This window comes from Falsirhodobacter sp. 1013 (assembly GCF_051195255.1).
In the GTDB taxonomy this organism is placed as follows: Bacteria; Pseudomonadota; Alphaproteobacteria; order Rhodobacterales; family Rhodobacteraceae; genus Falsirhodobacter.
In genome coordinates this window covers 1-26640 of the sequence record NZ_JBNJLK010000008.1, presented here as the reverse complement: position 1 = coordinate 26640, position 26640 = coordinate 1, and the positions used below count along the sequence as shown (strand labels likewise).

General features: G+C 67.0%; 27 protein-coding genes and 2 pseudogenes. 11 read left to right on the top strand and 18 right to left on the bottom strand.

What is annotated here, in order from left to right; genetic code table 11:
* Positions 1-9 precede the first annotated feature (9 nt).
* The gene (locus tag ACSHZY_RS12155) at positions 10-612 is read left to right on the top strand and encodes a thymidine kinase (RefSeq protein ID WP_435169468.1); all 603 of its coding nucleotides are present in this window, start codon (positions 10-12) and stop codon (positions 610-612) included.
* A complete protein-coding gene (locus tag ACSHZY_RS12150; RefSeq protein WP_435169466.1) occupies positions 609-1637 on the top strand; it encodes a hypothetical protein in 1029 nt (342 codons plus the stop codon). Before ACSHZY_RS12155 ends, ACSHZY_RS12150 begins: the two co-directional genes overlap by 4 nt.
* Before the next feature lie 9 nt (positions 1638-1646).
* On the opposite strand, the gene upp is transcribed toward ACSHZY_RS12150, so the two are convergent.
* From upp to ACSHZY_RS12125, 5 genes are read right to left on the bottom strand one after another with little or no spacing between them, the layout of a single operon-like run.
* Positions 1647-2291: a uracil phosphoribosyltransferase gene (gene upp / locus ACSHZY_RS12145; RefSeq protein WP_435169464.1), complete on the bottom strand. Its 645-nt coding sequence runs from the start codon at positions 2289-2291 to the stop codon at positions 1647-1649.
* Positions 2281-3075: a hypothetical protein gene (locus tag ACSHZY_RS12140; protein ID WP_435169463.1), complete on the bottom strand. Its 795-nt coding sequence runs from the start codon at positions 3073-3075 to the stop codon at positions 2281-2283. The genes upp and ACSHZY_RS12140 overlap by 11 nt, the downstream gene beginning before the upstream one ends.
* Positions 3065-4204, bottom strand: coding sequence for a phosphopentomutase (locus ACSHZY_RS12135; RefSeq protein WP_435169461.1), 1140 nt, complete (start codon positions 4202-4204; stop codon positions 3065-3067). The genes ACSHZY_RS12140 and ACSHZY_RS12135 overlap by 11 nt, the downstream gene beginning before the upstream one ends.
* Positions 4201-5511, bottom strand: a complete 1311-nt coding sequence (locus tag ACSHZY_RS12130; RefSeq protein WP_435169459.1) for a thymidine phosphorylase — start codon at positions 5509-5511, stop codon at positions 4201-4203. Before ACSHZY_RS12130 ends, ACSHZY_RS12135 begins: the two co-directional genes overlap by 4 nt.
* Complete coding sequence (locus tag ACSHZY_RS12125) at positions 5512-5919, bottom strand: cytidine deaminase (RefSeq protein ID WP_435169457.1); 408 nt, start codon at positions 5917-5919, stop codon at positions 5512-5514.
* A 112-nt stretch (positions 5920-6031) separates the two neighbouring features.
* Between ACSHZY_RS12125 and ACSHZY_RS12120 the strand changes: the two genes are divergently transcribed.
* Positions 6032-8311, top strand: coding sequence for an NADP-dependent malic enzyme (locus ACSHZY_RS12120; RefSeq protein ID WP_435169455.1), 2280 nt, complete (start codon positions 6032-6034; stop codon positions 8309-8311).
* Here ACSHZY_RS12120 and ACSHZY_RS12115 read toward each other — a convergent pair whose 3' ends face one another.
* A complete protein-coding gene (locus ACSHZY_RS12115; protein WP_435169453.1) occupies positions 8312-9079 on the bottom strand; it encodes an NAD kinase in 768 nt (255 codons plus the stop codon).
* Between the two features lie 114 nt (positions 9080-9193).
* Here ACSHZY_RS12115 and glyA point away from each other — a divergent pair, with 114 nt between their 5' ends.
* The 3 genes from glyA to ACSHZY_RS12100 are packed head-to-tail and all read left to right on the top strand — an operon-like array spanning position 9194 to position 11774.
* Positions 9194-10489, top strand: coding sequence for a serine hydroxymethyltransferase (gene glyA, locus ACSHZY_RS12110; protein WP_435169452.1), 1296 nt, complete (start codon positions 9194-9196; stop codon positions 10487-10489).
* 32 nt (positions 10490-10521) lie between these two features.
* Positions 10522-11292 carry an alpha/beta fold hydrolase gene (locus tag ACSHZY_RS12105; protein ID WP_435169450.1) on the top strand — a complete coding sequence of 257 codons (771 nt, stop codon included), beginning with the start codon at positions 10522-10524 and terminating at the stop codon, positions 11290-11292.
* Positions 11292-11774 carry a metal-dependent hydrolase gene (locus ACSHZY_RS12100; protein WP_435169448.1) on the top strand — a complete coding sequence of 161 codons (483 nt, stop codon included), beginning with the start codon at positions 11292-11294 and terminating at the stop codon, positions 11772-11774. Before ACSHZY_RS12105 ends, ACSHZY_RS12100 begins: the two co-directional genes overlap by 1 nt.
* Here the strand turns inward: ACSHZY_RS12100 and ACSHZY_RS12095 are convergent, their stop codons facing one another.
* The 3 genes from ACSHZY_RS12095 to ACSHZY_RS12085 all read right to left on the bottom strand — a co-directional run bounded on the left by ACSHZY_RS12095 (position 11775) and on the right by ACSHZY_RS12085 (position 13134).
* A complete protein-coding gene (locus ACSHZY_RS12095) occupies positions 11775-12041 on the bottom strand; it encodes a hypothetical protein (RefSeq protein WP_435169446.1) in 267 nt (88 codons plus the stop codon).
* A 101-nt stretch (positions 12042-12142) separates the two neighbouring features.
* Positions 12143-12382, bottom strand: coding sequence for a phosphoribosylformylglycinamidine synthase subunit PurS (gene purS, locus ACSHZY_RS12090; protein ID WP_435169444.1), 240 nt, complete (start codon positions 12380-12382; stop codon positions 12143-12145).
* Between the two features lie 11 nt (positions 12383-12393).
* On the bottom strand, positions 12394-13134 hold the full coding sequence (locus ACSHZY_RS12085) for a phosphoribosylaminoimidazolesuccinocarboxamide synthase (protein WP_435169442.1): 741 nt from the start codon (positions 13132-13134) through the stop codon (positions 12394-12396).
* Positions 13135-13284: 150 nt separating this feature from the next.
* Here ACSHZY_RS12085 and ACSHZY_RS12080 point away from each other — a divergent pair, with 150 nt between their 5' ends.
* Positions 13285-13608, top strand: coding sequence for a DUF1476 domain-containing protein (locus tag ACSHZY_RS12080; protein WP_435169440.1), 324 nt, complete (start codon positions 13285-13287; stop codon positions 13606-13608).
* Here the strand turns inward: ACSHZY_RS12080 and ACSHZY_RS12075 are convergent.
* Entirely contained in the window at positions 13590-14696 is a 1107-nt protein-coding gene (locus ACSHZY_RS12075) for a PA0069 family radical SAM protein (RefSeq protein WP_435169438.1), read from the bottom strand. The genes ACSHZY_RS12080 and ACSHZY_RS12075 overlap by 19 nt on opposite strands.
* Before the next feature lie 18 nt (positions 14697-14714).
* Between ACSHZY_RS12075 and ACSHZY_RS12070 the strand changes: the two genes are divergently transcribed.
* Positions 14715-14858 (top strand): hypothetical protein, encoded by a 144-nt coding sequence (locus ACSHZY_RS12070; protein WP_435169437.1) that lies wholly within the window; start codon positions 14715-14717, stop codon positions 14856-14858.
* Between the two features lie 119 nt (positions 14859-14977).
* Here the strand turns inward: ACSHZY_RS12070 and phaR are convergent.
* Positions 14978-15271: pseudogene (gene phaR, locus ACSHZY_RS12065) on the bottom strand (polyhydroxyalkanoate synthesis repressor PhaR); the annotation flags it as partial.
* Between the two features lie 193 nt (positions 15272-15464).
* Positions 15465-15788 (bottom strand): 2Fe-2S iron-sulfur cluster-binding protein, encoded by a 324-nt coding sequence (locus tag ACSHZY_RS12060; protein ID WP_435169435.1) that lies wholly within the window; start codon positions 15786-15788, stop codon positions 15465-15467.
* A 111-nt stretch (positions 15789-15899) separates the two neighbouring features.
* On the opposite strand from ACSHZY_RS12060, the gene ACSHZY_RS12055 reads away from it, so the two are divergent.
* Entirely contained in the window at positions 15900-16274 is a 375-nt protein-coding gene (locus tag ACSHZY_RS12055) for a peptidoglycan-binding protein (protein WP_435169433.1), read from the top strand.
* Here the strand turns inward: ACSHZY_RS12055 and ACSHZY_RS12050 are convergent.
* From ACSHZY_RS12050 to ACSHZY_RS12025, 6 genes and pseudogenes are all read right to left on the bottom strand, one after another.
* On the bottom strand, positions 16261-17730 hold the full coding sequence (locus ACSHZY_RS12050) for a Do family serine endopeptidase (RefSeq protein ID WP_435169691.1): 1470 nt from the start codon (positions 17728-17730) through the stop codon (positions 16261-16263). The genes ACSHZY_RS12055 and ACSHZY_RS12050 overlap by 14 nt on opposite strands.
* Positions 17731-17921: 191 nt before the next feature.
* A pseudogene (gene hflC, locus ACSHZY_RS12045) lies at positions 17922-18803 on the bottom strand (protease modulator HflC); the annotation flags it as partial.
* Positions 18803-19945, bottom strand: a complete 1143-nt coding sequence (hflK, locus tag ACSHZY_RS12040; protein WP_435169431.1) for an FtsH protease activity modulator HflK — start codon at positions 19943-19945, stop codon at positions 18803-18805. The pseudogene hflC and the gene hflK, both read right to left, overlap by 1 nt.
* Positions 19946-20000: 55 nt before the next feature.
* Positions 20001-21359: a glutathione-disulfide reductase gene (gor, locus tag ACSHZY_RS12035; RefSeq protein ID WP_435169429.1), complete on the bottom strand. Its 1359-nt coding sequence runs from the start codon at positions 21357-21359 to the stop codon at positions 20001-20003.
* 4 nt (positions 21360-21363) lie between these two features.
* Positions 21364-22149, bottom strand: coding sequence for a ribose-5-phosphate isomerase RpiA (gene rpiA, locus ACSHZY_RS12030; protein WP_435169427.1), 786 nt, complete (start codon positions 22147-22149; stop codon positions 21364-21366).
* Positions 22150-22206: 57 nt separating this feature from the next.
* On the bottom strand, positions 22207-23544 hold the full coding sequence (locus ACSHZY_RS12025; RefSeq protein WP_435169689.1) for an MATE family efflux transporter: 1338 nt from the start codon (positions 23542-23544) through the stop codon (positions 22207-22209).
* A gap of 122 nt (positions 23545-23666) precedes the next feature.
* On the opposite strand from ACSHZY_RS12025, the gene ACSHZY_RS12020 reads away from it, so the two are divergent.
* Together ACSHZY_RS12020 and parE are read left to right on the top strand one after the other, a co-directional pair.
* Positions 23667-24320: a glutathione S-transferase family protein gene (locus ACSHZY_RS12020; protein WP_435169425.1), complete on the top strand. Its 654-nt coding sequence runs from the start codon at positions 23667-23669 to the stop codon at positions 24318-24320.
* Positions 24321-24380: 60 nt separating this feature from the next.
* Positions 24381-26330: a DNA topoisomerase IV subunit B gene (gene parE, locus ACSHZY_RS12015; RefSeq protein ID WP_435169423.1), complete on the top strand. Its 1950-nt coding sequence runs from the start codon at positions 24381-24383 to the stop codon at positions 26328-26330.
* The last annotated feature ends 310 nt before the right edge of the window (positions 26331-26640 follow it).

The window sequence follows — 26640 nt, the reverse complement described above, 5'->3', positions numbered from 1 at the left end:
GGGATGCGCATGGCGAAGCTCTACTTCCACTACTCCACGATGAACGCTGGCAAATCGACGCTGCTTCTGCAGGCGGCGCACAACTATCGTGAACGTGGAATGCAGGTGATGACCCTGACGGCCGCGTTGGACACACGTTCAGGTCCGGAGCGCGCGGGCCCGGGGCGCATTGCCAGCCGCATCGGCATCGCCGAGGATGCGGAAACCTTCACCGAAACTTGTGACCTTTTCGCCCGCATCCACGCGCGGCAGGCGGTGACGCCCCCCGCCTGCGTCTTTCTGGACGAGGCGCAGTTCCTGACCGAAGCCCAGGTCTGGCAACTGGCCCAGGTGGCCGACGATCTGGGCATTCCCGTCATGTGCTATGGCCTGCGCGTCGATTTCCGGGGCCAGCTTTTCCCCGGATCGGCCGCTTTGCTGGCGCTGGCGGATGACTTGCGCGAAATCCGCACCATCTGCCATTGCGGGCGCAAGGCGACGATGGTCGTCCGTCGCGGCCCGGACGGTACGGCCCTGCGGACAGGCGCGCAGGTGCAGATCGGCGGCAATGAAACCTATGTCTCGCTGTGCCGCCGGCACTGGCGCGAGGCGGTCGGAGAGACGATGACATGACGCAACGGCGCATGACCGCCCTTCGCCAGTATGCCCGGCTCGAATGCCCTGGCCTCTGGCGCGAGCATGCAGCCGCCCAGCGGCGCGAGGTCATCGTCTTCTTCCGCGAGGCGTCCCTGATCCTCGCCGATCCGCAGAACGACCAGCCCCTGACACATTGGTCCCTTCCGGCTGTCCAGCGCCTGAACAACACCATTCCCGCCATCTACGCCCCGGGCGACGACCATGAGGGCGAAACCGTGGAGATCGAGGAGGCGGACATGATCGCCGCCCTGTCCACCGTGCGCGGTGCCCTCGAATCCGCCCGTCCCAATCCCGGCCGGCTGCGCAACCTGATGCTGGGCGGCCTTCTGGCGCTGGTCATCCTGTCGGCCTTCTTCGTGCCGCGGGCCATCATCTCGCACACGATCGACGTGGTCCCCCCCGCCACCCGCACCCGTCTGGGAGAGATGGCCCTGGCCGAGATGGTGCATGTCACCGGTGCTCCCTGTGCCGCCCCCTTGGGCCGGGCGGCCACGGAAACGCTGGCCACCCGCGTCTTCGGCGCGGCCTCCTGGCGGATCATCATCGTGCCGGAAGGGCTGACCCACCCCGTCCACCTGCCGAACCGCCAGATCCTGATCCCGGCGGCCTTGGTCGAAGGGCAGGATTCCCCCGACGCTGTGGCCGGTGCCGCATTGGCCGAAGGCCTGCGTTTCGCGATCGAGGATCCGCTGCGGCCGCTGCTGAAACATGCCGGCATCTGGGCCACGCTGCGGCTTCTGACCACGGGCGCCCTGCCCGAAGGGGCCATGGATGGTTATGCCGAGGCCCTTGCGCAGGCCACCCCCGCCGACATTCCGGCCGAGGTGCTGCTGACCCAGTTCACGGTGGCCAAGGTGCCGACGACGCCGTGGCTTCGCACCTTGCCGCCAAGCACCCGCACCGCCGCCCTGATGGACAGCGAACCTTTTCCCGCCGGCGCCCCCGTGGCGATCATGGACGACAACGAATGGGTCAGCCTGTCGGGCATCTGCCGGGAATGACCCGCGGCCTTACTTCGTGCCGAACATCCGGTCGCCCGCATCGCCCAGGCCCGGAACGATGTAGCCGTGGTCGTTCAGGTGGTCATCCAGCGCGGCCGTGATGATCGGCACGTCCGGATGGGCGCGGCGCATCACCTCCACCCCCTCGGGCGAGGCGAGAAGGCACAGGAAGCGCAGGTTCTTCGCGCCCTTCGCCTTCAGCAGATCGATCGCCGCGACCGAGGAGTTGCCCGTCGCCAGCATCGGATCCACCGCGATGGTCAGACGATCCTCCAGCGCGTCGGGCACCTTGGCGTAATACTGCACGGGCTGCAGCGTTTCCGGATCGCGGTACAGGCCGATGAAGCCCACACGCGCCGCCGGAACCAGCTCCAGCAACCCGTCCAGCAGGCCGTTCCCCGCCCGCAGGATCGACACCAGCGCCAGCTTCTTGCCGTCCAGGATGGGGGCGTCCATCTCCGTCACTGGCGTCTCGATCCGGACGGTGGTCATGTCCAGATGGCGCGTGATCTCGTATCCCAGCAGCAGGCTCACCTCGCGCAGAAGGCGGCGGAAGCTGGCGGTGGAGGTGTCCTTCTTCCGCATCAGCGTCAGCTTGTGCTGCACCAAGGGGTGCGTCACGACGGTCAGGTGGGGCAGCGTCTCATCGGGCATCGGTCATCTCCTTCAGGCGGTCCCGCGTCGTATCATCGCACACGGTCACGGCAAGGGCCTTCCGGTCCAGATCGTCGAAAACCGCGTCGTCCCAATCAAAGGCGTCGTGCAGGCGGTTCGGCAGGTCCAGCGGGTCGAAGGCGGCAAACCCGCGGCCCAGCGCCAGCGTGACCCCCCGGTCGTACAGCCGGCCGGCTTCCTTCCAGTCCGTCAGTTCGACCCCGATCCCGATTTCCGCCAGATGTTCCGCCTCGGCGTCGGTCAGGGTGGCGCAGCGGATGCGGCGGGGGCTGCGGGTCACATCGGTGCCGTCCAGGATCAGGGGCAGCCCTGCCTCCGCCGCACAGTCCAGCGACCACGCGTGATCCTCCACCTTCCCCGCCGTCCCCGTCAGCGCGAGGGAGGAGCCGTGTTCCGCCGCCACAAGGGCCATGGGGCGCAGCGCCTCCGGCCCCAGGTGGCGCGGAAGGCGGGCGATGACGGTGTGCAGCCGCCCGGCCGCCCCCTCGGCCACGCCCGCGACCAGATCGGCCCAGCCGGGCGACGGCGTCAGGCGCAGTTCGGCATAGCCCGCATCCAGCACGGCATCGGCCAGACGTGCCACGTCGCGCGGGGTCGTCACCACGCTGGCCGCCGCGTCATAGGCCGCAAGCCGTCCGTGGCGCAGGTCATAGCCGTCGCCCTTGAACAGGCGGGACAGGTCCACCGCCTTTTCGCGGGCCAGATCGGCGATCAGGCGGGGCGGCGCGCTGCCGATCAGGTCCAGCGTCAGGTCAAGCTTCATCGGACACTCCAAGATGACGGGCCACCAGTCCGGCCACGGCCGTGAAGGGGATCAGCCCCAACTCCCCCGCGCCCTGCCCTGCCACCAGAACGGGCACGCGTTCGCGGGTGTGGTCGCTGCCCCGCCATGTGGGGTCGTTGCCATGGTCGGCGGTGAAGATCGCGATGTCCCCCGGCCGCAGCCCGTCGATCAGTCGGCCCGCCACGCCGTCGAACCATTCCAGATGCCGGGCATAGCCTTCGACGTCGCGGGGATGGCCGTACAGGCTGTCGAACTCCACGAAGTTGGCGAAGACCAGCGCACCGTCCTCGGCCTCCTTCGCCAGCCGCACCAGATGTTTGGCCAATGCGGCATCATCCGCGCCCTTGTGCAGCCGATCGATTCCGCGATGCGAGAAGATGTCCCCGATCTTGCCCACCGCATGGGTGACATGCCCTGCCGCCTGCGCACGATCCAGGATCGTGGGCGCGGGCGGCGCGATGGCATAGTCACGCCGGTTTTCAGTGCGGCGGAACGCACCCGGAGCGCCCACGAAGGGCCGCGCGATGACGCGCCCGATCCGGCGGGCGTGCAGCATCGGCGCCAGACGTTCGCACAGGGTCAACAGCCGGTCCCGTCCGAACGCCTCCTCATGCGCCGCGATCTGGAACACGCTGTCGGCCGAGGTGTAGCAGATCGGGCGCCCCGTCCGCAGATGCTCCTCCCCCAGCCGGTTCAGGACGGCGATCCCGCCGGAATGGCCACCGTCAAGAATGCCGTCCACATCGGCCAGCCGGCAGACCTCGGCCACCAGTTCCGCATCGAAGGGGGCGTCGGGAAAATAGCTCCACTCCCACGGCACCGGAACGCCCGCCAGCTCCCAATGGCCCGAGGGGGTGTCCTTGCCGCGCGACACCTCGGTCGCGGCGCCCCAAAGGCCGGTCGGGACCGCGCCAAGGCCGGGCGCCCCGGCCCCACTGGCCAGCCGCAGCGCCGCGCCAAGGCCAAGGCCGTCCAGCACCGGTAGCCGCAAAGGATGCTGCGCCGCGATATGGGCCAGCGTGTTCGCCCCTTCATCCACGAAGGCCGCCGCATCGGGCCCGCCGCCGATGCCCACGCTGTCCATCACGATCAGGAAAGCGCGGCTCATCCGATCCTCGCATGGATCAGGTCGGTTTCGGGGGGCTCCTCCGCCTCGAAGCGTCGATAGGCGGCCTGAACGGCCTGAATGGCGCGCTCGGCGTCCGATTCCGACGCCGCGTGCACGAAGCCGAGCGGCTCGTCGCGCTCCACCCGCTCTCCGATTCCCGCAAGGTCGGTCAACCCGACCGAGGGGTTGGCCCGCTGACCCGCCCGCACCCGCCCCGTGCCCAGCCGGTGCACGACATGGCCCAGCGCCTCGGCGTCCATGGCGGCCACATATCCAGCGGTGGGGGACGGGATTTCCATCACCACGGGGGCGGAAGGCAGGCGGTCCGGCCAACGTTCCACGAAATCGGCGGGTCCGCCCTGCGCCGCGATCATCCGCGCGAAATATTCCGCCGCGCGGCCGGATTCCAGCGCGTCGGCGATCATGCCATCACCGGTTTCGGCGTCCGGGGCCAGCCCGCCCAGCACCAGCGCCTCGCCGCCCAAAGCCACGGTCACTTCCCACAGGGACAGGTTGATCGAGGTGGCCGTCAGCGTTTCCATCACCTCCGCCACCTCCAGCGCGTTGCCCATGGCGGTGGACAAGGGCTGGTCCATGTCGGTGATCAGGGCGCGGGTCCTGCAACCCGCCCCTTGGGCAGCGGCCACAAGGGCGTCGGCCAGTGCCTCCGCATCCTCCAGCGTCTTCATGAACGCGCCGGAGCCGACCTTCACGTCCAGAACCAGCCCTTCCAGCCCCGCCGCCAGCTTTTTCGACAGGATGGAGGCGGTGATAAGGTCAAGGTTGTCCACCGTTCCCGTCCGGTCGCGCAGCGCGTAAAGGCGCCGGTCGGCGGGGGCGATGTCGTCATTCGCGGCCACGATGGCGCAGCGGGTCTGTTCCACCTGCCGGCGCAGCGCCATGACATCCAAGTCCACCTTTACGCCGGGGATCGCTTCCAGCTTGTCCAGCGTCCCCCCGGTATGGCCCAGCGCGCGGCCCGAGATCATCGGGACATAGGCCCCGCAGGCGGCCAGCGCCGGCGCCAGCAGAAGCGACACGGAATCGCCCACCCCACCCGTGGAATGCTTGTCGAGGACGGGGCCCGGCAGGCTCCACTCCATCACCGTGCCGGAATCGCGCATGGCGGTCGTCAGCGCGACGCGGCCCGCCTCTCCAAGGCCGCGCAGGCAGACGGCCATGGCGAAGGCGCCGGCCTGCGCGTCACTGACGCTTCCATCGGCCAGCCCCTGGGCAAAGGCCTGAAGACCGGCGGGCGAAGGCCCCGCCCCTTCGCGCAGGGAACGCAGGAACCGCGGGATGTCCATTCAGGCCCGGTCCATGTGCAGGGCGGAAAACACGCCGGGCAGCAGGTCCGCCACCGTCATGTCGCGCGCCTTGCCGTCGGTGGTGCACAGGGTGACGGTCGCGCCCTGCCCTGCGAATTCAGCGATCTTCTGGCGGCACCCGCCGCAGGGCGGCACGGGCGACGGGCTGTCCGCGATCACGAGGATTTCAGCGATCTCGGTCTCTCCGGCAACGATCATGGCGGCGATGGCGCCCGCCTCGGCGCAGGTGCCTTCGGGATAGGCCACGTTCTCCACGTTGCAGCCGACATAGATGTGGCCGGTCAGCGTGCGGATCGCGGCGCCCACCTTGAAGTTGGAATAAGGCGCATAGGCGTTCAGGCGCGCGCCGCTTGCGGCGTCCAGAAGGCGGGGGTCGGGAATGGTCATTGCATGCTCCGGGTTCTTCGGCACAAGTGTGGGCACGGGCCGCACGGGATGCAAGCGCGCCTTGTGCCCGGTCAGGAATGGTTTAACATTAAACCAGTTTTCGGAGGACGCCATGGACGACCAGCGGCAAGACAAGACCCGCCATCCCGCGCTGAACTACCACGAATTCCCGCGCCCCGGGAAGCTGGAGGTGCGCGCCACCAAGCCGCTGGCGAACGGGCGCGACCTGTCGCTGGCCTATTCCCCCGGCGTGGCCGAGGCCTGCCTGGAGATCAAGGCCAACCCACAGGACGCCAGCCGCTACACCTCACGCGGAAATCTCGTGGCCGTGATCTCCAACGGGACGGCGGTGCTGGGCCTTGGCAACATCGGTGCGCTGGCGTCGAAGCCGGTGATGGAAGGCAAGGCCGTCCTGTTCAAGAAGTTCGCCAACATCGACTGTTTCGACATCGAGGTGAACGAGCCCGACCCCTACAAGCTGGCCGACATCGTCTGCGCGCTGGAGCCGACCTTCGGCGCCATCAACCTTGAAGACATCAAGGCCCCCGACTGCTTCATCGTCGAGGACATCTGCCGCAGCCGCATGGGCATTCCGGTCTTCCACGACGACCAGCACGGCACGGCCATCGTGGTGGGCGCGGCAGCCACGAACGCGCTGCATGTCACCGGCAAGAAGTGGGAAGACATCAAAGTCGTCTCCACCGGCGGCGGGGCGGCGGGCATCGCCTGCCTGAACATGCTGCTGAAGCTGGGCGTGAAGCGTGAAAACGTGTGGCTTTGCGACATCGCCGGCCTGGTCTATGAAGGCCGGACCGAGGAGATGACGCCCCAGAAGGCCGAATACGCGCAAAAGACCGACAAGCGCACCCTTGCCGACGTGATCGACGGCGCCGACCTGTTCCTTGGCCTGTCGGGCCCCGGCGTCCTGAAGGGAGAGATGGTGGCGAAGATGGCGCCGAAGCCCATCATCTTCGCGCTCGCCAATCCCACGCCCGAGATCCTGCCCGAGGTGGCGCGCGAAGCCTCTCCCGGTGCGCTGATCGCCACGGGGCGGTCGGACTTCCCGAACCAGGTGAACAACGTCCTCTGCTTCCCGTTCATCTTCCGCGGCGCACTGGACGTGGGTGCCACGACCATCAACGACGAGATGAAGATCGCCTGCATCGAAGGCATCGCCGCCTTGGCCCGCGCCACCACGAGCGCGGAGGCCGCGGCCGCCTATGCCGGCGAGCAGCTGACCTTCGGGCCGAACTACCTGATCCCGAAGCCGTTCGACCCGCGGCTGATGGGCGTGGTCGCGACCGCCGTGGCCAAGGCCGCGATGGAAAGCGGCGTCGCCACCCGCCCGATCGAGGATCTGGCCGCCTACAAGCACGCGCTGGACAGTTCCATGATCCGGTCGTCGCTGATCATGCGTCCGGTCTTCGAAGCCTCGGCCCAGCATTCCCGCCGGATCGTCTTTGCCGAGGGCGAGGATGAGCGCGTCCTGCGCGCCGCGAACGCCATGCTGGAGGAAACGACCGACAAGCCGATCCTGATCGGCCGTCCGGAGGTCGTGGCCATGCGCGCCGAACGCGCGGGCCTGACCATCCGCCCCGAGGTGGATTTCGAGATCGTGAACCCCGAAAGCGACGCCCGTTACCGCGAATACTGGGAAACCTACCTGCATCTGCGCGCCCGCCACGGCGTCACCCCCGAGGTGGCACGGTCCGTCATGCGGACCAACACCACCGCCATCGCCGCCACCATGGTGCATCGCGGCGAGGCCGACAGCATGATCTGCGGCACCTTCGGGCAATACCTGTCGCACCTTTCGTTCATCGAACAGATCCTGGCACGGGACGGGCTGCATCCCGTAGGCGCCTTGTCGCTGATGATCCTGGAAGACGGGCCGCTGTTCATCGCCGACACCCACATCCATTCCGAACCGACGCCCGAACAGATCACGGAAACCGTGATGGGCGCCGCCCGCCACGTGAAGCGGTTCGGGATCGAGCCGAAGGTGGCGCTCTGCTCCTCCTCGCAGTTCGGCAACCTCGACAACGATTCGGGGCGCCGGATGCGAGCGGCGCTGGCGATGCTGGACGCGCGCGGCGTGGACTTCGCCTATGAGGGCGAGATGCACATCGACACCGCGCTGGACCAGACCTCGCGCGATCGCATCTTCCCCGGCAGCCGGTTCGAAGGCACGGCCAACGTCCTGATCTTCGCCAATTCGGACACGGCCTCGGGGGTGCGCAACATCCTCAAGACCAAGGCGGGCGCGCTGGAAGTCGGGCCGATCCTGATGGGCATGGGCAACCGGGCGCATATTGTGACGCCGGCCGCCACCGCGCGCGGGTTGCTGAACGTGGCGGCCATCGCCGGCACGGCCGTGTCGCAATACGGCTGATCAGACGAACTGTTCGCGGATCAGTCGCTCTTCCAGCCCGTGGCCCGGATCGAACAGGATCCGGTGACAGATCGCGGGCTGGGAGCGCACTTCGACCGACCGCACGTCGCGCACCGACCGGCCATCGGCATCCGCCATCACCGGGCGCTTGCCCGGGTCCAGCACGTCGAAGCGCACCACCGCCGTGTTGGGCAGCAGGGCGCCCCGCCAGCGGCGCGGGCGGAAGGGCGCGACCGCCGTCAGGGCCAGCACGTCGGACCCGATGGGCAGGATCGGCCCATGCGCCGAATAATTGTAGGCGGTCGATCCCGCCGGCGTCGCGATGATCACCCCGTCGCATACGAGTTCGTCCAGCCGCAGCTTGCCATCCACCGAAATGCGCAAACGCGCCGCCTGGGGACCCTGCCGCAGGAAGCTGACCTCGTTGATGGCCAGTTCCTGGTGCACCTCCCCCGCCACGGTTTCGGCCACCATGGCCAAGGGGTTGATGACCTCCTCCTCCGCCTCGGCCAGCCGCTTGGGCAGATCCTCGAGCGAGAAGCTGTTCATCAGGAAGCCGACCGTGCCGCGGTTCATGCCATAGACCGGCACGTCGCGCCCGTTCAAGTCGTGCAGCGTTTGCAGCATGAAGCCGTCACCACCCAAGGCGACGATCACCTCCGCCTCGGGCAGCGGGGTCTGGCCATGCCGGCGTGTCAGTTCGGCCAGGGCGGTGGCGGCGACCGGTGTGGCGCTGGCGGTGAAATGGATGCGGCTGCGCTGGATCATGAGTCCGTCTTGCGGCCTGCATGACGAAAACTCAAGCACCCGTGTGCCAGTCGGGCCTTTCGGCAGACGCGTGCCTGCGGTAAACAGCGCCAACGGAAAGCGCAGGAGAGCCCCATGACCGCCCCGCACATCGACGCCGGTTACTTCACCAAATCCCTGGCCGACAGCGATCCCAACCTGTTCGCCACCATCACGAACGAGCTGGGCCGCCAGCGCGACGAGATCGAGCTGATCGCGTCCGAGAACATCGTGTCGCTGGCCGTGCTGGAAGCGCAGGGCTCGGTCCTGACGAACAAGTATGCGGAAGGCTATCCGGGCAAACGCTATTACGGCGGCTGCCAGCATGTGGACGTGACCGAAACGCTGGCGATCGAGCGTGCGAAGGAGTTGTTCGGCGCGGGCTTTGTCAACGTGCAGCCGAACTCGGGCAGCCAGATGAACCAGGCGGTGTTCCTGGCGCTGCTGCAGCCGGGCGACACGTTCATGGGTCTGGACCTGAACTCGGGCGGGCACCTGACGCATGGTTCGCCGGTGAACATGTCGGGCAAGTGGTTCAACGTGGTCAGCTATGGCGTGCGCCAGCAGGACCAGCTTCTGGACATGGACGACATCCGCGCCAAGGCGCGTGAGCACAAGCCGAAGCTGATCGTGGCCGGTGGCACCGCCTATTCCCGCGTCTGGGACTGGGCCGAATTCCGGAAGATCGCGGATGAGGTGGGCGCCTACCTGATGGTCGACATGGCCCACATCGCCGGTCTGGTCGCCGGTGGCGTGCACCCTTCCCCCGTGCCGCACGCGCATGTGGTGACGACGACGACGCACAAGTCGCTGCGCGGCCCGCGCGGCGGCATGATCCTGACGAATGACGAGGCGCTGGCGAAGAAGCTGAACTCCGCCGTCTTCCCCGGCCTTCAGGGCGGTCCGCTGATGCACGTCATCGCCGCCAAGGCCGTGGCCTTCGGCGAAGCGCTGCGCCCCGAGTTCAAGGAGTACGCGGCCCAGGTGAAGGCGAACGCCGCCGCCATGGCCGACCAGCTGATGAAGGGCGGGATCGACATCGTGTCGGGCGGCACCGACAACCACCTGTGCCTTGCCGACCTGCGCCCCAAGAAGGTGACCGGCAAGGCCGCCGAGGAGGCGCTGGGCCGCGCGCACATCACCTGCAACAAGAACGGCGTGCCGTTCGATCCGGAAAAGCCGTTCGTGACCTCGGGCATCCGTCTGGGCGCGCCCGCCGGCACCACCCGCGGATTTGGTGAGGCGGAGTTCCGCCAGATCGCCGACTGGATCGTCGAAGTGGTGGACGGTCTGGCCGCCCATGGCAGCGAGGGCAATGCCGAGGTCGAGGCGAAGGTCGCGGCCGAGGTGCAGGCGCTCTGCGCGCGCTTCCCGCTGTATCCGAACCTGTAAGGGATGGGGGGCCTCGCGCCCCCTTTTTCATGATGCTGAACACCCTTGTCCATCCTGCGCGCGAACCGTCCGATGCCGTGCCGCTGGTCATCGTGCACGGCCTGTTCGGGCTGGGGCGTAACTTCAACTCCATCGCGCGCAACCTGGCCGACCGGCGGGACGTGATCGCGGTGGACCAGCGCAATCACGGCGACAGCTTCCGCGCGGACAGCCACACCTATCCCGACATGGCGGGCGACATCGCCGAGGTGATCGGTTCGCTGGGCGGCAGGGTCGATCTGCTGGGCCATTCGATGGGCGGCAAGGCGGTGATGCAGCTGGCGCTGACGCAGCCCGACCTGATCCGGCGGCTGGTGGTGGCCGACATTGCGCCTGTGGCCTATGGGCATGACCAAAGCCAGCACATCCGCACCATGCGGGCGCTGAAGCTGACCGACCTGAAGACCCGGGGAGAGGCCGACCGCCGTTTGGCGGAGTTCGAGGACGATCCCGGCCTGCGCGCCTTCTTCCTGCAGTCGCTGGACCTGAAGGCCGATCCCCCGCGCTGGAAGATCAACCTCGACGTGCTGGAGCGGGAGATGCCAAACATACTGGGCTGGACCGGCGCGGAAGGCCCGTTCGAAGGGTCGGCCCTGTTCGTGGCAGGCGGGCGGTCCGACTACATCCTGCCGGAACACCGGCCGGTCATCCGCACCCTGTTCCCCCGCGCCCGCATCGTGAAGCTGCCGGAGGCGGGCCACTGGCTGCACGCTGACCAGCCGCGCGAGTTCGAGGCGACGGTGCGCATCTTCCTCGACAGCTGATGTTCATCGCCCACCTGCCGGCCGGATACCTGCTGACGGACCGCCTGACGCGCGGGCTTCAACGGCGGCGGCGCCTGATGGGGGTGGGGCTGGTGGCGGCGGTGCTGCCGGACACCGACCTTCTGTGGTTCTATCTGGTCAACGACCGGCAGAACCTGCACCACGACTTCCTGTTTCACTGGCCGCTGTTCTGGGTGGCCGTGGCCGCGCTGTTCTGGATCTTGGGGCGGCTGGCGGGCTGGCGCGACGGCGGAGTCGTTGCCGGTGTCGCGCTGGCGTCGCTGCTGCTGCACATGGTGCTGGACAGCGTCGTGGCCGAGATCGCGTGGCTCGCCCCCTTCTCCGACCGGACCTTCGGATTGATGGAGGTTCCGGACCGCCACGCGTGGTGGGTTTGGAACTTCATCCTGCACGGGAGTTTCGGGCTGGAACTCGCGATCGTCGCGCTGGCCCTATGGACGCTGCGCCGAAATCGTCGCTGATCAGGGGATGTCGGGGGCGATGGTCAGGAAGGCCGTCCGCCCCTGATAGCGGAAGACGTAGCGGTTGCGCGGCGGGGGGATCATGTGCTCGGACAAGGACACCTCCACCCCCAGCCCCTTGGCCAGAAGATGCGCCTCTACCGCGTCGGAGGCGGAGCGGTCATCCCCCAGCACGCGGATGCGCACGACGTCGATGGCCTTCAGGTGGCTGTCGATCAGGGCGGCGGTGGCCGGATCCAGATGTTGGGGGGGCAGGCTCTGCGTCATGGCCGTAGTTCCTTCTCAGGACTCGATGCCTAACAGCTAGGGCCGGACACCCGAAGGCCCAAAAGGAAAAGCGGCGGGATTTCGCCCGCCGCCTTACCCTATCAGACGATGTCGACCGTGTATTTTTCGATCACGGTGTTCGCCAGCAGCTTTTCGCACATCTGGCGCACCTCCGTCTCGGCCGCGGCCTTGTCGGTGGCGGTCAGGTCAAGCTCGATCACCTTGCCCTGACGGACACCTTCGACGCCGGCAAAGCCCAGCGTGCCCAGCGCGTGGCGGACGGCTTCGCCCTGCGGATCCAGAACACCGTCCTTGAGCATGATGTGAACACGGGCTTTCATCGGATGCACCTTCAGTTGATGAGAGTCGATTTCGTCATATGCGTCACGTTCGACGGCAGAACGCCCAGACGGCGCGCCAGTTCGGTCGGCATGTCGGCCAAGGGGCCCGGCTCGCGCAGGTTGCCGTCGGCGTCCTGGCCCCGCGTGTCCCACAGGGTGCAGTTGTCGGGCGTGATCTCGTCCGCGACGATCAGGCGCATGAAGTCGCCTTCCCAGACGCGGCCCACTTCCAGACGGAAGTCGGCCAGACGGACGCCCACGCCCATCATCACGCCCGACAGGAAGTCGTTCACGCGCAGGACCAGCGCCACGATATCGTCCAGATCCTGCTGGTTGGCCCAGCCGAAGGCGACGATATGCTCCTCCGCCACCAGGGGGCAGCCCAGGTTGTCGTCCTTGAAGTAGTATTCCACGATCGGCCGCGGCAGCGCGGTACCTTCGGGGATGCCCAGACGGTCGGAAATGCCCGTGGCGGCGTGGTTGCGGACCATCACCTCCAGCGGCAGCATCTCGGCCATGCGGACCAGTTGTTCGCGCATGTTCATCCGGCGGATGAAATGCGTGGGAACGCCCACCGTGTTCAGGCCGGTCATAAAAAATTCGGACAAGCGGTTGTTCAGGACGCCGCGCCCTTCGGGGCGTTCGTCGCCTTCGGTCGCGTCATCCTTGAAATACTGGATCAGGGTGCCGGGCTCAGGGCCTTCAAAAAGGATCTTGGCCTTGCCTTCATAGACCTTCTTGCGCCGTGCCATCATCACCCCGAAACCCAAATGCGGACAGGGCGGCGCAAGGCCACCCGTTTCCATCCACGCGCTATACGGGAAGCGGCGATCCGTCGCAAGGGCGCGCCTTGAGTGCGGGGACGTCGCCCCCATGTTTCACGGGGGAAAAGGAGTGACATCATGGCCAACCTGACCGACCGCGCCCGCGCCTTCGAGACCCAGTTCACCCAGGACACCGAGATGCGGTTTCGCATCGAGGCGCGCCGCAACCGCCTTCTTGGCCTGTGGGCCGCCGAAATGCTGGGCAAGACGGGCACGGAGGCCGACGACTATGCCGCCGCCGTCATGCGCGCCGATTTCGAGGAGGCGGGGCCCGAGGATGTGGTGCGCCTTCTGGTGGAGGACCTTCAGGGCCATGCGTCGGAAGCCGACATCCGCAGGAAGCTGGCTGAGATGGGGGTTCAGGCCAAGGCCCAGCTGTCCGGTCAGAACAACGTCAGTTGATCGCCCGCACGCGGCGGCGGATGGAACAGGTCAGTGCGCAGGGGCGGCTGCGGCACCAGCAGCCCCAGCCGCGCGACCGCCTTGTCGAACCGCTGGCCGATCAGGTCCGACCAGATCCCCTGCCCGCGCATGCGCCGTCCCCATTCGGGATCGTAGTCCCGCCCGCCATGGGTTTCGCGGATGCGCGCCATCACCTTGGCGGCGCGGCCGGGGGCATGCGCCTCCAGCCATTCCTGAAACAGGGGGGAGATTTCCAGCGGAAGGCGCAGCATGATCCAGCTGGCCGCCACCGCTCCGGCATCCCGCGCGGCGTCCAGGATCGTTTCCAGTTCGGGATCGGTCAGGCCGGGGATGACGGGGGCGACCATGACACGGACAGGTATCCCCGCCTCGGACAGCCTGCGGATGGCGGCCAGGCGCCGAGCCGGGGCCGCCGCGCGCGGTTCCAGCCGGCGGGCAAGAGTGGGGTCCAGCGTGGTGACCGACAGGCCGACCCGCGCCAGCCCTTGCGCCGCCATGGGCGCCAGCAGGTCGATGTCCCGTTCCACCATCGCGCCCTTGGTCACGATGGCCAGCGGGTGATGGAAATCATGCAGAACCTCCAGCACCTCGCGCATGACGCCGTGTTCCGCCTCGATCGGCTGGTATGGATCCGTGTTGGTGCCAAGGGCGATGGTGCGGGGGATGTAGGATTTCGCCCGCAACTCCTGTTCCAGCACCTTGCCGATGCCGGGCCGCGCGATCAGCTTCGTTTCGAAATCAAGGCCGGGCGACAGGTTCAGATAGGCGTGCGTGGGGCGGGCAAAGCAATAGATGCAGCCATGTTCGCATCCGCGGTAAGGGTTGATCGACCGGTCGAAGGGCAGATCGGGCGACCGGTTGTAGGTGATGGCCGAACGGGGGCGCTCCAGGCGGACCTCGGTCCGGATCAGGCGGTCCTCCTCGGGGACGTCCCAGCCGTCGTCAAAGGCCCAATGCGTGGCCGTTTCATATCGCCCGGTGGCGTTGCTGACCGCGCCACGGGCCCGTGCCCTTTGATGGGGGCGAAGCGTGTCATCCTGCGGTCCCATGACGGGATAATAGAACATTAAAGGAACATTTACCAGATGCCCCTACCCCGTTTCCTGACACTTCTGGCGGTCGTGATCGCGGCGGCGGCCGGCACCGTGGCGCTGGCCACGGCCAGCGGCACGCTGGGCGCGCTGGCCGTCGTCGCCCTGATCGCGGCGGCGGTGCTGCGCCTGCGTTAAAGCCGCGACAGCTTGTCCTGAAGATCGGCCAGTTGCTGCCGGATTTCGGCCAGGTCCTTGGTGGGCCGGCCTTCCCAGCCCCGCGGGTCGGCCGGTCGCTGCGGTTCGGGCTGGAAGGTGGCGGCGAGGAATTGCGGAATGACCGACTCCGCTTCGCTGGAATAGCTGCGGATCAGGTCGGTCAGCAGGCCCAGCGGCAGGACGTTCTTGCCCTTGGCCTCATGCTCCGCGATGATCTGAAGAAGGTATTGCCGCGTCACGTCATCGCCGGTCTTCAGGTCGATCACGGACACGTCGCGCCCGCCCTGGATCACGCGGGCCAGATCCTCCAGCGTGACGTAATCGCTGGTTTCGGTGTTGTAGAGACGACGACTGGCATAGCGCTTGATCAGCAGCGGCTTGTCACGGTCCATGCACTCCCCTCTCCCCCGAGATTTCGCCGACCCTAGGGGGATGCGGGCAGAAAAGAAAGCGCCGCCCGTGGCGTGGGGAAGGATGTCGGGATCGAAGGCTCGGCCCATTGGCGGGCTCCCTGGCTGACCTGCGCGGTTTTGTCGCAGGTCAGCCTGTAGCACCCGGTCAGGGTACGGGCAACGCCGTTTCGCCTCAGATCTGGCGCTCGGGCATCCGCACGACCAGGCCATCCATCGCCTCGGTCACCTTGATCTGGCAGGTCAGCCGCGAGGTCGCGGGATCGGGCTGCCAGGCGAAGTCCAGCATGTCCTCCTCCATGTCACCTTTCGCGGGAAGCCGGTCCACCCACGCGGCATCCACATAGACGTGGCAGGTGGAACAGGCGCAGGCGCCGCCGCAATCCGCCTCGATCCCCCGCACGCCGTTGTCGCGGGCGCCTTCCATCACGGTCAGTCCGGGTTTCACGTCCACCACATGTTCGGTGCCGTCATGTTCGATATAGGTGATCTTCGCCATGGGATCCTCGGGGGGTGATTGCCTGCGGGTGACATAGGCGAAACCCTGAAGGGATGCCAGCTTCCCCCGACGCGCCCTTTGCGGCAGAACGGCGAAAAAGAGGAGAACGTGATGATCCGCCTTGCCCTTGTCCTGCTGCTGGCCGGTTGTTCCAGCTATCCCCACGTGCCGCAACCGCAGAACCCGGTGCTGACCGGCGCGGCGCGCCTCGAGGAGCCTGCGGGCCAGTGCTTCGACGGTCCCGCCAAGGCCCGAATACGCATCCTGTGCGACGCGGACCTGACCCCCGCCCGCGTGACGGAGCTGCAGCGCGCCTTGGCGGCACGGAACCTGTACACCGGCCCCGCAAACGGAAAGAACGGCCCCGCCACGCAGGAGGCCGTCCGGAAGTATCAGGCCCTGTTCGGGCGGGACGACCCCCGGCTGACCTGGCCTGCGGCCGAGGCGCTGGGGATCGTTGAAAGCGCGGCCGTCAGGAAGGGCTGACCGGCAGGGCGACGAAGCGCGGCTGGCCTTCGCGGCGGATCAGCAGCAGGACCGACTTGCGGCCCGCCTCGGTCGCGGACTTGATCTGCTGTTCCAGCGCCTGGATGTTGGTTACCGGCTCCTGATTGGCTTCGGTGATCACGTCGCCCGCGCGCACGCCCTTGGTGAAGGCGTCCGACATCTCGTCCACGCCGGTGATGGCCAGACCTTCGGTCCCCGCCTCCAGCCCCAGTTCCTGCGCGACCTGCGGGTTCAGCGGCGTCACGCTCAGCCCCAGCATCTCGCCGTTGCTTTGCGACTGGCCGGGGGCATCATCGCCACCATCTTCGGCGGTCTGGGCTTCCTCGCGCCGCCCCAACGTCACGCTCAGCGTCTGGGTGTTGCCGTCGCGCAGGACCGTCAGCGGCACGGACTGGCCGATGGGCGCGTCCGCCACGCGGTTCACGAGGTCGCGGGTGTCCTTCACCTCCTGCCCCGCGAACGAGGTCACGACGTCGCCCGACTGAATGCCGGCGTCGCGTGCGGGACCTTCCGGCACGTCGGTGATCAGGGCGCCCTGCGCGTCCTGCAGGCCGATCGCCTCGGCCACGTCGGGGGTCACGTCCTGGATCTGCACGCCCAGCCAGCCGCGGCGGGTTTCGCCGAACTCGCGCAGCTGGTCCACGACCTTCTGCACCACGTTCGACGCCATGGAGAAGCCGATCCCGATCGACCCTCCATTGGGCGACAGGATCGCGGTGTTCACGCCGATCACCTGGCCGTCCATGTTGAACAGCGGCCCGCCCGAGTTGCCGCGGTTGATGGCGGCGTCGGTCTGGATATAGTCGTCATAGGTGCCCGACAGCGCCCGGTTGCGCGCCGACACGATCCCCGAGGAGGCCGAGAAGCCCTGCCCCAGCGGGTTGCCCATGGCCAGAACCCAGTCGCCCACGCGCATGTGGTCGCTGTCGCCGAAGGGCACGAAAGGCAGCGGCTCGGGGCTTTCGACCTTCAGAAGCGCGATGTCCGTGCTCTTGTCGGTGCCGATCAGCTTGGCCTTGAGGGTCTTGCCGGTGAACGTCTCGATCTGGATGTCGTCGGCGTTTTCGATGACGTGGTTGTTCGTCACGATGTAGCCATCTTCCGAGATGATGAAGCCGGAGCCCAGCGCCTCGGACCGCTGCGGGTGCTGGGGCTGCTGGCCGCGGGGGTCCATGAAGTCGCGGAACAGATCCTCGAACGGCGATCCGGGCGGGAAGATCGGCTGCTGTTCGTCGGTGTTGGACGCGATCGTCGTCGTGGTGGTGATGTTCACGACCGAGGGGCTGATCTTCTGCGCAAGATCGGCAAAACTGGCCGGGGCATCTTGGGCGGCGACAGGCAGCGCGGTCAGCGGCAGCGAGCCGAAGGCCAGGGAACCGGCGACGGACAGCGCCAGCGCAGAGCGGAGAACCTTGCGATTGCGTGGATTGGACATGACGTTGGACGGCACCCCGTATTCCTTTCGTTGTGTCTGACAGGAACGGAAGATCCGCTCTGATGACCATGACATGGCAGTTAGGCGGGGTTTGGCGCAATGCAAACACCCGTCGCGCCGCGTCAACTGGGTGTGAGAGATTGCAACAATCGCAAAAGGAAAGGCCGCCCGAAGGCGGCCTTGTCGGATCACGGCGCGGCGGGGGCCGTCCCTTCGGGGGAACCGAGGTATCGGAAGAACTCCGACTCGGGCGTCAGCACGATGGATTTTCCCTGCTGCGGCAGGGCCGTGCGATACGCTTCCAGCGAACGCGAGAAGGCGAAGAACTCCGCATCGCGGTTGTAGGCTTCGGCCAGGATCCGGTTGCGTTCGGCGTCGGCCTGACCGCGGATCACGTCGGCATCGGCATTGGCCTTGGACGTGACCTCCACGACCTCGCGGTCGGCGGTGGCGCGGATGCGCTGCGCAGCCTCGTTGCCGCGGGCGATCTCGTCCGCCGCTTCGCGCTGGCGTTCGGCGCGCATGCGGGCATAGGTCGCCGCAAGGTTCTGCTGCGGCAGATCGGTGCGCGTCATGCGCACGTCGATGATCTCCACCCCAAGGCTTTGGGATTGCTGGCGCGCGATGTCGCGGATCTGCACCATCAGCGGGATCCGGTCTTCGGACAGGACGCGGTCGGAGTTCACGCCGCCCAGCACCTGACGGATGGCGGCGGTCATGATCCGCTCCAGCCGGGCCTGCGCGACGGGGATGCCGCCGTTGCCGACGCTTTCCCGGAACTCCACCAGATCGGTGATGCGCCAGCGGGCGAAGGCGTCCACGACCAGACGGCGATCGTCGGCCGGTGTCACTTCCAGCGGCTGCGTCTGCAGGCTCAGGATGCGGCCGTCATAGCGGACGACCTCCTGCACCAGCGGCAGCTTGAAGCCGAGGCCAGGCTCCTCGCGCACGGCCTTCACCTGTCCGAATTGCAGCACCAGCGCCTTTTCCCGTTCGTCCACGATGAAGACCGAGGAGAGGGCCGCCACCAGCACCAGGATCAGCGCCGGCAGGACATAGATTGCGCGTCCCATCAGTTCGCTCCTCCTTGTGCGGCCGGGGCCTGGGCCTGCGCCGGGGCGCGGCCGAACTGGTCCAGCGGCAGGTAGGGCACGACCCCGCCCTCTCCGGTCACGCCGTCGAGGATCGTCGTGTTCATGCCGCCCAAGACCTGCTCCATCGTTTCAAGATACATGCGTTCGCGCGTCACCTGCGGTGCCGTCACATACTGGTCGTAGACCGAGTTGAAGCGGCTCGCCTCACCCTGCGCGGTGTTCACGGCCTGCGCGCGATACGCCTCGGCCCCCTCGGTCACCCGGGCCGCCTCGCCACGCGCGCCGGCGGTGACGCGGTTGCGATAGGCTTCGGCCTCGTTTTCCAGACGCACCCGCTCCTGCTGGGCGGCCTGCACTTCGCGGAAGCTGTCGATCACCTCCTCGGGCGGATCGGCGCGGTCGAAGTTGATGCGGATCACGTTGATGCCCGCGTCATAGGTGTCCAGCGTGCCCTGCACCGCGCCCAGAAGCTCGTTCGCGATGGCGCCTCGATCACGGTTGAGGATGGGCGACAGGTTGGAGCGCGCGATGATGTCGCGCATGGCGCTTTCGGACACGGCGCGGATCGTGTCGGCCGGGTCCTGAAGGTTGAACAGAAGCGCCGCCGGATCGGACACGTTCCAGACCACCTGGAACCCGATGTCCACGATGTTCTGGTCCTGCGTCAGCATCAGCCCGGTGTCCAGCGCGCCTTGCTGACCATTGCCGATGTCGGTGCTGCGTTCGCCCGTCACTTCCACGATCTCGTGCGTGACCAGCGGCCAAGGGGCGAAGTTCAGGCCCGGCTGGCCGATCTTCTGGAACTGCCCCAAGAACAGCTGGACCGACCGCTGCTCGGGCCGGACGGTGTAGATGGAAGCGAAGGCCCACGCGACCGCCAGGGCCACGATGACCCCCAGCACGATCAGCTTGGGCGGAACGGATCCCGCACCCGTGGGCGGCGTGCCCCCCGTGCGGCCACCGCGCCCGCCCAGGATCACCCGAAGCTGATCCTGGCCCTTCTTCACCAGTTGGTCGATGTCGGACCCGTTGCCCTCCGGCTTGCGGCCACCCCGGTTTTTGTCATCGCGCGGATCCTGTCCGCCCCCTCCGCCGCCGCCCCACGGCCCGCCATTCGACATGAACTCGTCTTCCCTTCTTCAAGCTTCAGCCAAATTGGCCATCCGGCCCCGGAAATCAAGTTGTCCGGGCCGGCTTGCGCAGTGTCACCAGTTCCTCGGACATCGACGGATGCACGGCCACCGTGCGGTCGAAATCCTCTTTCGTCGCGCCCATCTTGACCGCAATGCCGGCCAGCTGGATCATTTCCCCCGCATGGGGTGCGACGATATGACAGCCCAGCACGACGCGGGTCTGCGCCGAAACCACCAGCTTCATGAACACGCGGTCCTGCCGCCCGGCAAACAGCGTCTGCATCGGGCGGAAGGCGGTGGTGTAGACTTCGATCGGGCCCTTGGCCGCGGCTTCCTCCTCGGACAGGCCCACGGTGCCGAATTCCGGCTGCGTGAACACGGCCGAGGGGACGAGGTCCCAGTCCGCCGTCCGCTTCTGCCCGCCGAACACCGTGTCGGCAAAGGCGTGGCCTTCGCGGATGGCGATGGGGGTCAGCGCGATGCGGTCGGTCACGTCGCCCACGGCGAAGATCGAGGGAACCGAGGTCTGGCTGTAGTCGTCGACCACCACCTCGCCCTTCAGGCCCATCTTCACGCCCGCCTCGGCCAGACCCAGCCCTTCGGTGTTGGGCACACGGCCCGTGGCGTACATCACGATGTCGAAGCGGTCGGTCGAACCGTCCGTCGCGGTGGCCAGAAGGCCCTCCGCGTCCTTTTCCAGCCGGACGATGTCGCGGCCGGTGTGGATGTGGACGCCATGCGCCTGCATGTGGGTGGCGATGTGGTTGCGGCATTCGTCGTCGAACCCGCGCAGGATCTGGTGGCCACGGTAATACTGGTGCGCTTCCACACCCATCCCGTTAAGGATGCAGGCGAATTCCGACGCGATATAGCCGCCGCCCACGATCAGCGCCTTTTTCGGCATCGCGGTCAGGTGGAAGATCTCGTTGGAGGTGATGACAAGTTCCGACCCCTCGAACTCCGGCACGAAGGGGCGACCGCCGACGGCGACCAGGATGTGCTTGGTCGTGATGCGCGTGCCATCGGCCAGGGCCACGGTGTGCGGGTCCACCACCGTCGCGCGCTGGTCGAAGGTCTGCACGCCGGCGTTTTTCAGCGTGTTGCGATAGGCGCCTTCCAGACGGTCCAGTTCCCGTTCAAGGCTGGCGTGAAAGCGGGTCCAGTCGAAGCCCTTCACCTCCAGGTCCCAGCCATAGGCCTGCGCATCTTCGGCCATGCCGCCATATTCGCTGGCGAAGACCATCAGCTTCTTGGGAACGCAGCCGCGGATGACGCAGGTGCCGCCCATGCGATATTCCTCGGCCAGCGCGACCTTGGCGCCGTGATCGCCCGCCGCCACGCGGGCCGCGCGCACGCCGCCCGAACCGCCGCCGATGACGAACAGATCATAGTCAAAGGTCATGGGCTCAGTCTCCGAGGTCAGAAAAGATGTTGGCCGAGGCGGCGATGTCGACGCGCCCCTCGCTTCGCGCGCCATCGTCGGCGATCACCTCCACCCGGCCATCGGGATGACCCAGCACAAGCGTGTCGCAGATGTCGATGAACAGGCCGTTTTCCACGACGCCCGCGATCTGGTTCAGCATCAGCGCCAGCGCGCGCGGGTTGCCGATCCGCTTCAGATGCAGGTCGAGGATGTAGTTGTTTTCGTCCGTGCGCAGCGGCCGGTCGCCGTTCATGCGCAGGCGGATGTCATGGCCCAGCACGTCCTGCGCGGCCAGATGCTCCTCGATCAGGCGGGCGGTGGCGATCCAGCCGAAGGGGATCACCTCCACCGGCAGGGGGAAGGCGCCAAGGGCGTGGACCTGCTTGGCCGCGTCCGCGATCACGATCATCCGGTCGGACGCGGTGGCCACGATCTTTTCCTGCAACAGCGCCGCCCCGCCCCCCTTGATGAGCGAAAGCTGCCCGTCCGCCTCGTCCGCGCCGTCGATGGTCAGGTCCAGCCAGCGCGCCTCCTCCAGCGCGACCACCGTCAGGCCGAGGCTGCGGGCCAGATCCGCCGTGCGGGTGGAGGTGGCGACGCAGGTGAGCTTCAGCCCCTCCTCGCGCACGCGGTCGGCGAGGCAGCGCACCATCCATGCGGCGGTCGATCCGGTGCCAAGGCCCACCTTCATGCCGTCCGTCACGAAATCGACGGCGCGTTTCGAGGCGGCGAACTTCGCCTTTTCGATCGGGGACAGGTCAGCGGCCATGGCGGTCTCTCTGGAACAGGGTGCCCCGCTTATAGGCAAAGCACCGCCCGCGCACAATCAGCGCGGCGCGAACCGCCAGAAGCGGGTCATCAGCAGCACCGCCGCCAGCGCCAGCCCGATCACCAGCCCCAGCCACAGCCCGTGCCCGCCAAGGCCCAAGGGGAAGCCCAGCGCATAGCCCATGGGCAGCCCGATCACCCAATAGCTGATGACGGCCAGCACCATCGGCAGGCGCGTGTCCTTCAGCCCGCGCAGCAGGCCCAGCGCCACGGCCTGCATGGCGTCGGCGAACTGGAACAGCGCCGCGATGGCCAGAAGGCCCGTGCCATAGGCGATGATGGTGGCCGTGTTGGGCTTTCCTTCGGACAGGAACAGCCCGATGATCTGCTGCGGCAAGGTCAGGTAGATGGCGACCACCACGCAGCCCACCGCAACCGAGATGCCGATGGCCACCCGCGCGGCCGTCCGCATGGCCGCATTGTCCCCCTGCCCGTGGAAGCGGGCGACCCGCACCGTGGCCGCATTGGCCACGCCCAGATGCACCATGAAGGACAGGGCCGCGACTTCCAGCGCGATGCCATGGGCCGCAAGCTCCACCGTGCCGATCCAGCCCATCATGATGGCGGTGGCCTGAAACAGCCCCGCCTCGGCCAGGCCGGTCAGGCCGATGGGCACGCCCAGACGGGCCACCTGCCCCAGCGCCTGCCAGTCGGGCCGCCAGAAGCGGGCGAACAGGTCGAACCGGCGCAGGGCGGGCAGGAAGGCCGCGTAACCGCCCAGAACGATGATGTTCAGCGTCTGCACGAACAGGCTGGCGATGGCGGCGCCGCGCACACCCAGTTCCGGCATCCCCCAGTGACCGAAGATCAGCGGCCAGCCCACGGCGATGTTCAGCACGACGGCCGACAGGGTGGACCACAGCACGATGCGCGTCCGCTCCAACGCGGCAAGGTAGCTGCGCAGCACCATGACCAGCAGCGCCGGGATCATGCCGGCCCCCGCGATGCGCAGGAAGTCCTGTGCCAGCCGTGCCACGTCCGGATCCTGCCCCAGCGCCAGCAGCAGCGCCTTTGAATTCCAGAACAGCGGATAGGTCATCGCGCCATAGGCGATGGACAGCCACAGGCCCATGCGGGTGTCGCGGCGCACCTGCGCCTCGTCCCCGCGACCCAGGGCCGAGGCGACCAGCGGCATCACCGCATGCGCAAAGCCCGATCCCAGGATGAAGGTCACAAAGAACAGCGACGTTCCCAGCACCACCGCCGCCAGTTCGTGCACCCCGTACCGGCCCAGCATGACCGAGTCGCTGACATGCAGGGACATCTGCGCGAGGTTGCTGCCGATCAGGGGAAGACCCAGCACCAGCGTGGCGCGGATATGGGCGGCTTTGGTCATGGACATGGAAACGCTCCTTCCCCTGCCTTATGCCCAAGGGACGGGCGGATTGTGAACAGCGAAAACGCTTTTCGTAGCGATCGCTTCATGCTTGGGTGCCCCTGCAGACGAAGGAGTTTTCCATGCTGACGATCTACGGCGTCTATCGTTCGCGCGCGACGCGTCCCCTCTGGCTGTTGAAGGAGATCGGGATGCCGTTCCACCATGTCCCGGTGATCCAGGCCTACCGGCTGGCCGATCCGCAGGCCGCCGACGCTCCCTTCAACACCCGGTCCGAGGAGTTCCTGGCCGTCAATCCGCTGGGCCAGGTCCCGGTGATGGAGGAGGACGGCCTGATCCTGACCGAGTCGCTGGCCATCACGCAGTATCTGGCCAAGGTGCATGGGGGTGCATTGGGTCCGCAGACCCCGGCCGAGGATGCGCTGACCGACCAGTGGACACTGATGGCCGCGACCAGCGTGGAAAGCCCCGCGCTGGAAATCCAGCAGACCCGCGCGCAGGAAGACAGCGCTGAGGCGCAGGCCCACATCGCCATCTGCGCCGAAAAGCTGCGCCGCCCCTTTGCCGTGCTGGAGCGCCATCTGGCCCGCCACGGCCATCTTGTGGGCGATCGCTTCACCGTGGCCGACATCAACATGGCCGAATGCGTCCGCTACGCCCAAGGCCATTCGGCGCTGATCGCGGAGTTTCCGGCCCTTGGCGCTTGGCTTGGCAAATGCCAGGACCGCCCGGCCTTCAAGGCGATGATGGCCGCGCGCGAGGCGGAGCCCGCGTAAGGGCGGCTTGCCCACCCCTTCCTCCGGTGGTCTAATGGCGGGCCACCGGAAGGAATGACGATGCCCGACGATCTGCTCTCCCAGAACCACGAAACCTACGACGCCTCCTCCATCGAGGTGCTGGAGGGGCTGGAGCCTGTGCGCAAGCGGCCCGGCATGTACATCGGCGGCACGGACGAACGCGCCCTGCACCATCTGGTGGCCGAAGTGCTCGACAACTCCATGGACGAGGCGGTGGCGGGCCATGCAAACCGCATCGAGGTGGAACTGCACGCCGACCATTCCGTGACCGTCCGCGACAACGGCCGCGGCATCCCGGTCGATCCGCATCCGAAGTTCCCCGGCAAGTCCGCGCTGGAGGTGATCCTGTGCACCCTGCACGCGGGGGGCAAATTCTCGAACAAGGCGTATTCGACCTCGGGCGGGTTGAACGGCGTGGGGTCGTCCGTCGTGAACGCCCTGTCGGACCGCATGCGGGTTGAGGTGGCGCGCAACCGCGAGCTTTACGTGCAGGAATTCTCGCGCGGCGTGCCGCAGGGGCCCGTGACCAAGGTCGGCCCCGCCCCGAACCGCCGCGGCACCACCGTCACCTTCCACCCGGACGCCGAAATCTTCGGCCACCTGCAGCTGAAGCCCGCCCGCCTTTACAAGATGGTGCGGTCGAAGGCCTATCTCTTCTCGGGCGTCGAAATCCGCTGGAAGACCGCCGTCGACGATGGGGAAACCCCAGCCGAGGCCACGTTCCAGTATCCCAACGGCCTTGCCGACTTCCTGAACGAGACGCTGGGCACCACCACGACTTATTCCGAGCGTCCCTTCGCCGGAAAGGTGATCTTCGAGGAGAAGTTCGGCGTTCCGGGCCGCATCGAATGGGCGATCAACTGGACGCCGGCGCGCGACGGGTTCATCCATTCCTATTGCAACACCGTGCCCACGCCCGAAGGGGGCACGCATGAACAGGGCTTCTGGGCCGCCATCCTGAAGGGGATCAAGGCTTACGGGGAACTGGTGAAGAATCGCAAGGCCGCCGACATCACCCGCGATGACCTTCTGGCCGGCGGCTGCGCCCTGATCTCCATCTTCATCCGGGAGCCATCCTTCGTGGGCCAGACCAAGGACCGGCTGTCGACGGAAGAAGCGGTGAAATATGTCGAAGCCTCGGTCCGCGACCACTTCGACAACTGGCTTGCTTCGGACAACAAGTCGGCGGGGGCGATCCTCGATTTCCTGGTGCTGCGCGCCGAGGAACGGATGCGCCGCCGCGCGGAAAAGGAAACGCAGCGCAAGTCGGCCACGAAGAAGCTGCGCCTTCCGGGCAAGCTGACCGACTGCACGGCCAAGAACCGCGCGGGGACCGAATTGTTCATCGTCGAGGGCGACAGCGCCGGCGGGTCGGCCAAGGGCGCGCGGTCGCGCGAAACGCAGGCCCTGCTGCCCTTGAAGGGCAAGATCCTGAACGTCCTTGGCGCGGCATCCGGCAAGCTGAACGACAACACCGAGATCCGTGACATCTGCGAAGCGCTGGGCGTCAGCATGGGCACACGCTTCAACGTGGACGATCTGCGCTACGAGAAGATCATCATCATGACGGACGCCGACGTGGACGGCGCGCACATCGCATCGCTGCTGATGACGTTCTTCTTCACCCAGATGCGCCCGCTGATCGACCGGGGGCACCTGTACCTGGCCTGCCCGCCCCTTTATCGCCTGACGCAGGGCGCGCGGCGGATGTACGTCGCCGATGACGTGGAAAAGGAAAAGTGGCTGAAGAAGGGTCTGGGCGGCAAGGGCAAGATCGACGTCCAGCGCTTCAAGGGTCTGGGAGAGATGGACGCCAAGGACCTGAAGGACACGACCATGAACCCTGCCACCCGCAAGCTGATCCGCGTCTCCATCGACGAGGACAGCGAGGCCGGCGATCTGGTGGAACGCCTGATGGGCAAGAAGCCCGAACTGCGCTTCCAATACATTCAGGAAAACGCGAAATTCGTGGAAGAGCTGGACGTCTGAGAGAGGTCAGAAATGCTTGCGCAGGATCCATTTCTTCGTGGCTCCATCCTTCATGACCACACCTTCACTTTGCGCGATTTTCAGAAGCGTCTTAGGTGTCTGATCGGACGGTTTGATGGTGCGACCCTTTCGTTGGAATGGAAGGATGCCCTATGGGACAAGTTCGTCACGACAGCGCCGCGGCCACGCAGTCTGTCCGAGCAGCGATACCGCGATACCGCGATCGCAAGCGTCGCTCGCGCAGCGGAGCCGGGAGTTGGGGAGTGAGGAGGAGCAGAAAACGATCCGGTGAATCGTTTTCCCGACGACC

What these genes read in the sequence shown, in the direction of transcription:
- ACSHZY_RS12155 (WP_435169468.1), top strand. Translation starts at nt 10, where the DNA reads ATGGCGAAGCTCTACTTCCACTACTCCACGATGAACGCTGGCAAATCG.
- ACSHZY_RS12150 (WP_435169466.1), top strand. Translation starts at nt 609, where the DNA reads ATGACGCAACGGCGCATGACCGCCCTTCGCCAGTATGCCCGGCTCGAA.
- upp (WP_435169464.1), bottom strand. Translation starts at nt 2,291, where the DNA reads ATGCCCGATGAGACGCTGCCCCACCTGACCGTCGTGACGCACCCCTTG.
- ACSHZY_RS12140 (WP_435169463.1), bottom strand. Translation starts at nt 3,075, where the DNA reads ATGAAGCTTGACCTGACGCTGGACCTGATCGGCAGCGCGCCGCCCCGC.
- ACSHZY_RS12135 (WP_435169461.1), bottom strand. Translation starts at nt 4,204, where the DNA reads ATGAGCCGCGCTTTCCTGATCGTGATGGACAGCGTGGGCATCGGCGGC.
- ACSHZY_RS12130 (WP_435169459.1), bottom strand. Translation starts at nt 5,511, where the DNA reads ATGGACATCCCGCGGTTCCTGCGTTCCCTGCGCGAAGGGGCGGGGCCT.
- ACSHZY_RS12125 (WP_435169457.1), bottom strand. Translation starts at nt 5,919, where the DNA reads ATGACCATTCCCGACCCCCGCCTTCTGGACGCCGCAAGCGGCGCGCGC.
- ACSHZY_RS12120 (WP_435169455.1), top strand. Translation starts at nt 6,032, where the DNA reads ATGGACGACCAGCGGCAAGACAAGACCCGCCATCCCGCGCTGAACTAC.
- ACSHZY_RS12115 (WP_435169453.1), bottom strand. Translation starts at nt 9,079, where the DNA reads ATGATCCAGCGCAGCCGCATCCATTTCACCGCCAGCGCCACACCGGTC.
- glyA (WP_435169452.1), top strand. Translation starts at nt 9,194, where the DNA reads ATGACCGCCCCGCACATCGACGCCGGTTACTTCACCAAATCCCTGGCC.
- ACSHZY_RS12105 (WP_435169450.1), top strand. Translation starts at nt 10,522, where the DNA reads ATGCTGAACACCCTTGTCCATCCTGCGCGCGAACCGTCCGATGCCGTG.
- ACSHZY_RS12100 (WP_435169448.1), top strand. Translation starts at nt 11,292, where the DNA reads ATGTTCATCGCCCACCTGCCGGCCGGATACCTGCTGACGGACCGCCTG.
- ACSHZY_RS12095 (WP_435169446.1), bottom strand. Translation starts at nt 12,041, where the DNA reads ATGACGCAGAGCCTGCCCCCCCAACATCTGGATCCGGCCACCGCCGCC.
- purS (WP_435169444.1), bottom strand. Translation starts at nt 12,382, where the DNA reads ATGAAAGCCCGTGTTCACATCATGCTCAAGGACGGTGTTCTGGATCCG.
- ACSHZY_RS12085 (WP_435169442.1), bottom strand. Translation starts at nt 13,134, where the DNA reads ATGGCACGGCGCAAGAAGGTCTATGAAGGCAAGGCCAAGATCCTTTTT.
- ACSHZY_RS12080 (WP_435169440.1), top strand. Translation starts at nt 13,285, where the DNA reads ATGGCCAACCTGACCGACCGCGCCCGCGCCTTCGAGACCCAGTTCACC.
- ACSHZY_RS12075 (WP_435169438.1), bottom strand. Translation starts at nt 14,696, where the DNA reads ATGTTCTATTATCCCGTCATGGGACCGCAGGATGACACGCTTCGCCCC.
- ACSHZY_RS12070 (WP_435169437.1), top strand. Translation starts at nt 14,715, where the DNA reads ATGCCCCTACCCCGTTTCCTGACACTTCTGGCGGTCGTGATCGCGGCG.
- ACSHZY_RS12060 (WP_435169435.1), bottom strand. Translation starts at nt 15,788, where the DNA reads ATGGCGAAGATCACCTATATCGAACATGACGGCACCGAACATGTGGTG.
- ACSHZY_RS12055 (WP_435169433.1), top strand. Translation starts at nt 15,900, where the DNA reads ATGATCCGCCTTGCCCTTGTCCTGCTGCTGGCCGGTTGTTCCAGCTAT.
- ACSHZY_RS12050 (WP_435169691.1), bottom strand. Translation starts at nt 17,730, where the DNA reads ATGTCCAATCCACGCAATCGCAAGGTTCTCCGCTCTGCGCTGGCGCTG.
- hflK (WP_435169431.1), bottom strand. Translation starts at nt 19,945, where the DNA reads ATGTCGAATGGCGGGCCGTGGGGCGGCGGCGGAGGGGGCGGACAGGAT.
- gor (WP_435169429.1), bottom strand. Translation starts at nt 21,359, where the DNA reads ATGACCTTTGACTATGATCTGTTCGTCATCGGCGGCGGTTCGGGCGGC.
- rpiA (WP_435169427.1), bottom strand. Translation starts at nt 22,149, where the DNA reads ATGGCCGCTGACCTGTCCCCGATCGAAAAGGCGAAGTTCGCCGCCTCG.
- ACSHZY_RS12025 (WP_435169689.1), bottom strand. Translation starts at nt 23,544, where the DNA reads ATGACCAAAGCCGCCCATATCCGCGCCACGCTGGTGCTGGGTCTTCCC.
- ACSHZY_RS12020 (WP_435169425.1), top strand. Translation starts at nt 23,667, where the DNA reads ATGCTGACGATCTACGGCGTCTATCGTTCGCGCGCGACGCGTCCCCTC.
- parE (WP_435169423.1), top strand. Translation starts at nt 24,381, where the DNA reads ATGCCCGACGATCTGCTCTCCCAGAACCACGAAACCTACGACGCCTCC.